At 67.6% G+C, this 6,752-nt stretch carries 5 protein-coding genes and 1 pseudogene; 2 read left to right on the top strand and 4 right to left on the bottom strand.

The genetic code is table 11. From position 1 onward, the window contains the following. Positions 1–98: 98 nt before the first annotated feature. Complete coding sequence (gene gcvH, locus VD972_RS11455; RefSeq protein WP_324985243.1) at positions 99–485, top strand: glycine cleavage system protein GcvH; 387 nt, start codon at positions 99–101, stop codon at positions 483–485. 81 nt (positions 486–566) lie between these two features. Continuing rightward, positions 567–3,464 carry an aminomethyl-transferring glycine dehydrogenase gene (gene gcvP / locus VD972_RS11450; protein ID WP_324985241.1) on the top strand — a complete coding sequence of 966 codons (2,898 nt, stop codon included), beginning with the start codon at positions 567–569 and terminating at the stop codon, positions 3,462–3,464. Positions 3,465–3,632: 168 nt separating this feature from the next. On the opposite strand, the gene VD972_RS11445 is transcribed toward gcvP, so the two are convergent. From VD972_RS11445 to VD972_RS11430, 4 genes and pseudogenes are all read right to left on the bottom strand, one after another. Next, positions 3,633–3,887, bottom strand: a complete 255-nt coding sequence (locus VD972_RS11445; protein WP_324985238.1) for a hypothetical protein — start codon at positions 3,885–3,887, stop codon at positions 3,633–3,635. Next, the gene (locus tag VD972_RS11440) at positions 3,884–4,801 is read right to left on the bottom strand and encodes a cation diffusion facilitator family transporter (RefSeq protein WP_324985235.1); all 918 of its coding nucleotides are present in this window, start codon (positions 4,799–4,801) and stop codon (positions 3,884–3,886) included. The genes VD972_RS11445 and VD972_RS11440 overlap by 4 nt, the downstream gene beginning before the upstream one ends. An 18-nt stretch (positions 4,802–4,819) precedes the next feature. Further along, a complete protein-coding gene (locus VD972_RS11435) occupies positions 4,820–6,070 on the bottom strand; it encodes a TonB family protein (protein WP_324985232.1) in 1,251 nt (416 codons plus the stop codon). Between the two features lie 181 nt (positions 6,071–6,251). Continuing rightward, positions 6,252–6,752, bottom strand: a pseudogene (locus tag VD972_RS11430) (hypothetical protein); the annotation flags it as partial.

The following is a 6,752-nucleotide window of genomic DNA, read 5'->3' as shown; positions in this document are numbered from 1 at the left end:
CTTCGACGTGGAGATCCGCGGCCGGCCCGTGTCCGCCCAGGTCGTCAAGACGCCGTTCTGGAAGAAGCCGTAAGCCCCTTCCCCGAGGAGCCAACGTTATGTCCGACATTCCCAAGGATCTGAAGTACACCCAGGATCACGAGTGGGCGCGCCAGCAGGGCAACCTCGTTGTCGTGGGGGTGACCGCTCACGCACAGGAAGCGCTGGGCGACGTGGTGTACGTGGAGCTGCCCAAGGTGGGGACCACCCTCACCGCCGGGAAGCAGTTCGGCGTCATCGAGTCCACCAAGGCCGTTTCCGAGCTCTTCGCCCCCATCAGCGGCAAGGTGGTGAAGGTCAACGACACCCTCACGGGCAAGCCGGACACGGTCAACGCGGACCCGTACGGCGCCGGCTGGATCATCGAGGTCGAGCTCTCGGATCCCAAGCAGCTGGACGGGCTCCTGAGCCCTGACGCCTACGCCGACCAGCTCAAGAACGCGTGACGCTTCAGGGGCACTGCATCCGCCCAGGCCGCTTGTTAGACACGGCCCTTTGACCTCTCTTGCACCGAGCGCTGGAACATCATGTCTCTTAACTGGAAGTATCAAGAGTCCTTCGCTGGCCGTCACATCGGGCCGGATGAGCACGAGCTGAAGGCCATGCTGGCCGTGCTGGGCGCCAGCTCGCTGGAAGAGTTCATCGATCGGACCGTGCCGCAGGCGATCCGCTCCAAGGAGCCGCTGCGGCTGGCGCCAGGGCAGGGCGAGCACGAGCTGCTGGCTCAACTGGAGGCCATCGCGGCGAAGAACCAGCGCTCCAAGAGCTTCATCGGGATGGGCTACTACGACACGCACACCCCGAACGTCATCCTGCGCAACATCTTCCAGAACCCGGGCTGGTACACGCAGTACACGCCCTACCAGGCGGAGATCGCCCAGGGCCGGCTGGAGGCGCTCCTCAACTTCCAGACGATGGTGATGGATCTGACGGGGCTGGAGGTGGCCAACGCCTCGTTGCTCGACGAGGGTACCGCGGCGGCCGAGGCCATGGCGATGGCCCTGCACGTGAAGGGCGAGGACGACGGCGCCTTCTTCATCTCCGAGACGTGCCACCCGCAGACGATCGACGTGGTGCGCACGCGGGCCGCGCCGCTGGGCGTGGAGGTGGTGGTGGGCGACCACCGCACGGTGGACCTGGGCGCGAAGAAGTACTTTGGCGCGCTGGTGCAGTACCCGGCCACCGATGGCGGGGTGTTCGACTACCGGGCGTTCGCGGAGAAGGTGCACGCGGCGGGCGCGCTGCTGGTGATGGCCACGGATCTGCTGGCGCTCACGCTGCTGACGCCGCCGGGCGAGCTGGGGACGGATGTGGCGGTGGGCAGCGCCCAGCGGTTCGGCGTCCCCATGGGCTATGGCGGTCCGCATGCGGCCTTCTTCGCCACGAAGAACGCGTACACGCGGCTGATGCCGGGCCGCATCATCGGCGTGTCCGAGGATGCGCAGGGTCGGCGCGCGCTGCGCATGGCGCTCCAGACGCGCGAGCAGCACATCCGCCGCGAGAAGGCCACGAGCAACATCTGCACAGCGCAGGTGCTGCTGGCGGTGATCGCCGGCATGTATTCCGTGTACCACGGGCCCAAGGGGCTCAAGGCGATCGCGGAGCGGGTGCACGGGCTGACGGCGCTGCTGGCGCAGGGGTTGACGCGGCTGGGCTACAAGCTCCGGCACGAGCAGTTCTTCGACACGCTGCGGGTGGAGCTGGGCTCGGCGCAGGTGCGCACGGTGCTGTCGGCGGCCGAGGCGAAGGGGATGAACTTCCACCGCATCGACGAGCGCTCGATCGGAATATCGCTGGACGAGACGACGCGCGCGGCGGACGTGGAGGCCATCCTCGGCACGTTCTCGGCGGGCAAGGCGCTGGAGGCCACGCTGGACGAGCTGGGCACGGGCCTGGCGAGCCCCCTGGAGGCAGGGCTGCGGCGCCAGAGCGCGTACCTCACGCACCCGGTCTTCAACACCTACCACTCCGAGACGGAGATGCTGCGGTACATCCGGAGGCTCGAGGCGAGGGATCTGTCGCTGGGGCACTCGATGATCCCGCTGGGCTCGTGCACGATGAAGCTGAACGCCACCGCGGAGATGATCCCGGTGACGTGGCCGGCGTTTGGCGGGCTGCACCCGTTCGCGCCGCCCTCGCAGGCGGCGGGCTACAAGATCATCTTCGAGCAGCTGGAGAGCATGCTGATGGAGGTGACGGGGTTCGCGGGGTGCTCGCTGCAGCCCAACGCGGGCAGCCAGGGCGAGTACGCGGGCCTGCTGGTGATCCGCGCGTACCACCAGAGCCGAGGGCAGGGGCACCGGGACGTGTGCCTGATCCCGCAGTCCGCGCACGGCACCAACCCGGCGTCCGCGGTGATGGCGGGCTACCAGGTGGTCGTCACGAAGTGCGATGACCAGGGCAACATCGACATCGCGGATCTGCGCGTCAAGGCGGACGAGTACAAGGATCGGCTGGCTGCGCTGATGGTGACGTACCCGTCCACGCACGGCGTGTTCGAGGAGGGGATCAAGGAGATCACCTCGATCATCCACGAGCGTGGCGGCCAGGTGTACATGGACGGGGCGAACCTGAACGCGCAGGTGGGGTTGATGAAGCCGGGGCAGCTTGGCGCGGACGTGTGCCACATCAACCTGCACAAGACGTTCTGCATCCCGCACGGCGGTGGGGGGCCGGGCATGGGCCCCATCTGCGTGGCGCCGCACCTGACGAAGTTCCTGCCGGGGCACCCGGTGATCGCCATGGGCGGCGGCACGGATCGGATCGGCGCGATCTCGGCGGCTCCGTGGGGCAGCGCGAGCATCCTGCTCATCTCGTGGATGTACATGCAGATGATGGGCGGGGAGGGGCTGACGCAGGCGACGAAGATGGCGATCCTGAACGCCAACTACATCGCGAAGCGGCTGGACCCGCACTACCCGGTGCTCTACCGAGGGAAGACGGGCGGAGTGGCGCACGAGTGCATCGTGGACGTGCGGCACCTGAAGAAGACAGCGGGTGTGGAGGTGGAGGACGTGGCCAAGCGGCTGATGGACTACGGCTTCCACGCGCCCACGGTGTCGTTCCCGGTGGCGGGCACGCTGATGATCGAGCCGACGGAGAGCGAGTCCAAGGCGGAGCTGGACCGGTTCTGCGACGCGATGATCGCCATCCGCGAGGAGATCCGCGAGATCGAGGAGGGCAAGGTGCCCAAGGACAACAACGTCCTGAAGAACGCACCGCACACGGCCCGGATGATCACGGCACCGGAGTGGAACCGGCCCTACTCGCGCGAGAAGGCGGCGTTCCCGGCGAAGTGGGTGCAGGAGGGCAAGTTCTGGCCTCCCGTGGGGCGGCTGAACAACGTGCTGGGGGATCGCAAGCTGGTGTGCTCGTGCCCGCCCATTGAGGAGTACATGGAGCCGGTGCCGCCGAAGGCGGCGTAGCCTCCGCGCAGGTTCACGCGTGAAGCACCAAGGCCGTCTCTTCCAAGTGGGAGAGGCGGCCTTTGTGTTCCGATCTGCTCTTGGAGCACCGCTCATTCGCCCAGGGTCCGCTCGCCTGCTGCGGAAGTGCCTGCAAGCGAGCGGAAGCACAGGAGGCGCAGGACTGAGCTACTCCGCCTTGCCGCCCGGCCCCTGCGGGCCGAACTCCGGTCCCCACAGGGCCTGCTCTTCCGCTGCGTAGATCTTCTCGCGCTGCTCCATCAAGGCCTGCGCCACACCGTACGCCCACGCCGCGAGCTCGGTGGAGTTCTGCAACTCGGTTGGGGAAGTGTCCGGCCTCGCGAGGCGGGCCGCGAGCACCTGGCCCGCGAACCAGTCTCGGAGATTCATTCCCTCGGCCACGAACATGGGCTGCATCGTCATCTCACGTTCCTCTCGCTGGACATATGCGCCGGCTCTACATGCACCACCACGTCCACCACCTGGGGGAAGGAGGCGTGGAGCTTCTGCTCCACCTGGTCCGCCACCTCATGGGCCTGGGCCGCGGTGAGCTGGGGATCCACCTCGATCTTCAGATCCACGTAGACGCTGTCCTCCATGCCCCGGCTGCGCACATTCCGGCAGGAGAGCACTCCAGGGACGCTCAGGCTGAGGTGCCCCACCTGCGCCGCGTCCAGCCGTGCCGTGTCCGAGAGAATACCCACCGCCTGCCGCACAATCCCGTACGCCACCCAGGCGACGAAGACCATCACCAGCAGCGCCACCAGGCCGTCTGCTCGCGGGAAGCCCAGCCACACCAGCGCCAGCGACACCAGCACCGCCAGGGTGACGAACACGTCCGAGAGCGTGTGGTTGGCATCTGCCAGCAGCAGGGAGCTCTTGAGCTGATGGCCGAAGTACCTCTCCACGCGCGTGACTCCCAGGTTCACCACCAGGGTGGCCACCATCACCCCGGCCATGATCGGCGTCACCTCGGCATGCTTGTCGTGGAGCAGCGAGTCGAGCGCCATGCGCCCCAGCTCCAGCATGCCGATGCCGATCATCGCCCCAATGCCCAGGGAGGCGATCGCCTCGAACTTACCGTGGCCGTAGGGGTGATTCTCGTCCGCGGGCTGGGCCGCCGCCGTCATGGCCACCAGGCCAAGGATGTTGGAACTCCCGTCGATGAACGAGTGCACGCCGTCCGCTGTCACCGAGGCGGACTGGTTGAGCACTCCGAAGATGAGCTTGGCGCTGGCTACGGCCCAGTTGGCCACGAGGATGCCCGCGAGCACCTTCCGGACCTTCCGGCTGCGCTCGGCGTGGGCATCGTGGCGATCGGGAATGGAGGCTTCCACGGGAGTGGAACCCTACTGTCAGTGGGACTGCCGGAACAGGCGCATCCGCGGGCCGCCGCCCATCTCCAGGAAGAAGCCAAAGGAGAAGCGCACCGTGGAGTCCCCGTCCAGCAGTCCGGCGGGCGGGTTGGGGAAGGGCTGCGCGCGCTGGAACGAGGCGATGGCCTCCATGTCCAGGAAGTCCAGGCCGCTGCTCTTCTCCACCCGGATGTCCTGGACCATGCCCTTCTGGTCCAGCGTCACGTTCACCAGCGTGTAGCGATCCCTCCCGCTGTAGATGGAGCCCGTCGGATCCCTGCGCCGCAGCTGGCCGTTGGGGTTCCAGTGCGTCCCCACGTTCTGCTTCACGCGGTTGAAGAAGCTCGCGTACTTCCACTCGCGGGTGTTGAGGAAGGTGCCCTCGCCTTCCTCCATGTCCCGGAGGTGATCGTTGGGCGCCGCGCCAATGATCTTGTCCATCACCGCCTGCGAGGGCATCAGCGTGGCCAGGCCAGGGGTGCCCATCCGCCCGCTGGAGCCCTCCAGCTCGCCCAGGCCGGCACCCTGCTGGATCTTCAGGCGCTTGGAGTTGCCCTTCACCTCGTCGCTCTCGTTGCGGTTGTTCACCTGCTTGCCCGGCCCTTGCGAGTCCGGATCCGTCTTCAGCGCGATCTCCTGCTTGCGCTGGGCATCGGGCACCTCGAAGGCGGGCTTGTGGTTCTCCGCGCTCATGGGCCGGTCATCGTTGCCAATGCCGTTGTTGCCGGCCACCTTCGGCTGCTCGATCTGTTCCTGCCCTGCGCCCTCGCGGGACTGTGGCGCGGTCTGCTGGGGCATGGCGTTCCGGTAGAACGGGGTCTGCTCCCGGGCCCGCGTCTCCTTCTGCGCCTTGTTGTCACGCTCGGCCAGGTACTTCGCGTCCGGCGCCTTCTGCTCATTGCCCTTGGCCACGTCCACCACCTGGCCATCGGGCTTCTTCTCGTCCTTCTTCTTCTCCTCCTTCTTCTCCTGGAGGCGGGGGCGCTCGGTCACCTGCGTCTTCGAGTGCTTGGCCTCACCCCGGTTCTTCGCCCACTGCTCGGCCGTCAGGGGACGCACGGACACTTCGCTCGGAGGGCGCGTCAGCCGCCTCTCGCCTCCCGGCAGGTTCACCTGGAGGTGGGAGAGCAGGATCATCAGCCCCACGAAGGCCACGTGCGCCACCAGGGCGAGCAGCAAGGCAACGAGAGCCCGTCCAGGCCCCTCCTGCCTGCGCCTGCGCCTTTCTGGAGCCGGTGTGTGTGTGGCCACGTCCTGAATGATAACCCTCGAAGCTCCTAGCTACTCCCGAGCCGTCGCCAGGAGAACAGGAGAGCGCACGATTTTCCGCGAAGGAGACGGAAAATCGAGCGGGGAAAGGGGGGGACCCGCGTCCCGCCCCCTCAGGAGGGGAGGAGCAAGGGAGCGCCCGGTTCGGCTCCCGGCGGGAGGCTCAATAGATGGGGGCCACCTCGGCGCCGTTGTAGTAGTGCCGGAGGATCTCCCGGTAGCGGTGCCCGGCCTCCGCCCGTCCGATGGCGCCTGTCTGACACATTCCTACTCCGTGCCCCCAGCCGCCGCCCCGGAACACCCAGCCGGCGATGCGGCCCTCGGCATCCCGGGTGGGCGCCACCATCGCCATGCTGCTGTTGAGCATGCCGAAGAGCTTGCGGATGTTCAGCTCCCCGCGAATCTGGGTCGCTCCCCTTTCCCCGGAGAGGGTCAGCACGCGGGCCCGGCCGGACACCCCGCGCTCGGAGAGCTTCATGGCCTGCACCGGGCCCACGCCCAGGCTCTCCGTGAAGGCGTTCACCTGCGCGGCCGTGAGCTGCCTCTCCCAGCGGAACTTGTTCGGCCGAGCAAAGCTCGAGAGCCGGCACGCTGCAGGCAGGTCCGCCGAGGCGAGGAACGCCTCCAGGTTCGCCGGTGTGGGCTGCCCGGGGGAGGGCTCCAG

Source organism: Hyalangium sp., from assembly GCF_035629615.1.
Taxonomy (GTDB): Bacteria; Myxococcota; Myxococcia; order Myxococcales; family Myxococcaceae; genus Hyalangium.
This window is presented reverse-complemented; position numbering and strand designations above follow the sequence as displayed.

What these genes read in the sequence shown, in the direction of transcription:
- gcvH (WP_324985243.1), top strand. Translation starts at nt 99, where the DNA reads ATGTCCGACATTCCCAAGGATCTGAAGTACACCCAGGATCACGAGTGG.
- gcvP (WP_324985241.1), top strand. Translation starts at nt 567, where the DNA reads ATGTCTCTTAACTGGAAGTATCAAGAGTCCTTCGCTGGCCGTCACATC.
- VD972_RS11445 (WP_324985238.1), bottom strand. Translation starts at nt 3,887, where the DNA reads ATGACGATGCAGCCCATGTTCGTGGCCGAGGGAATGAATCTCCGAGAC.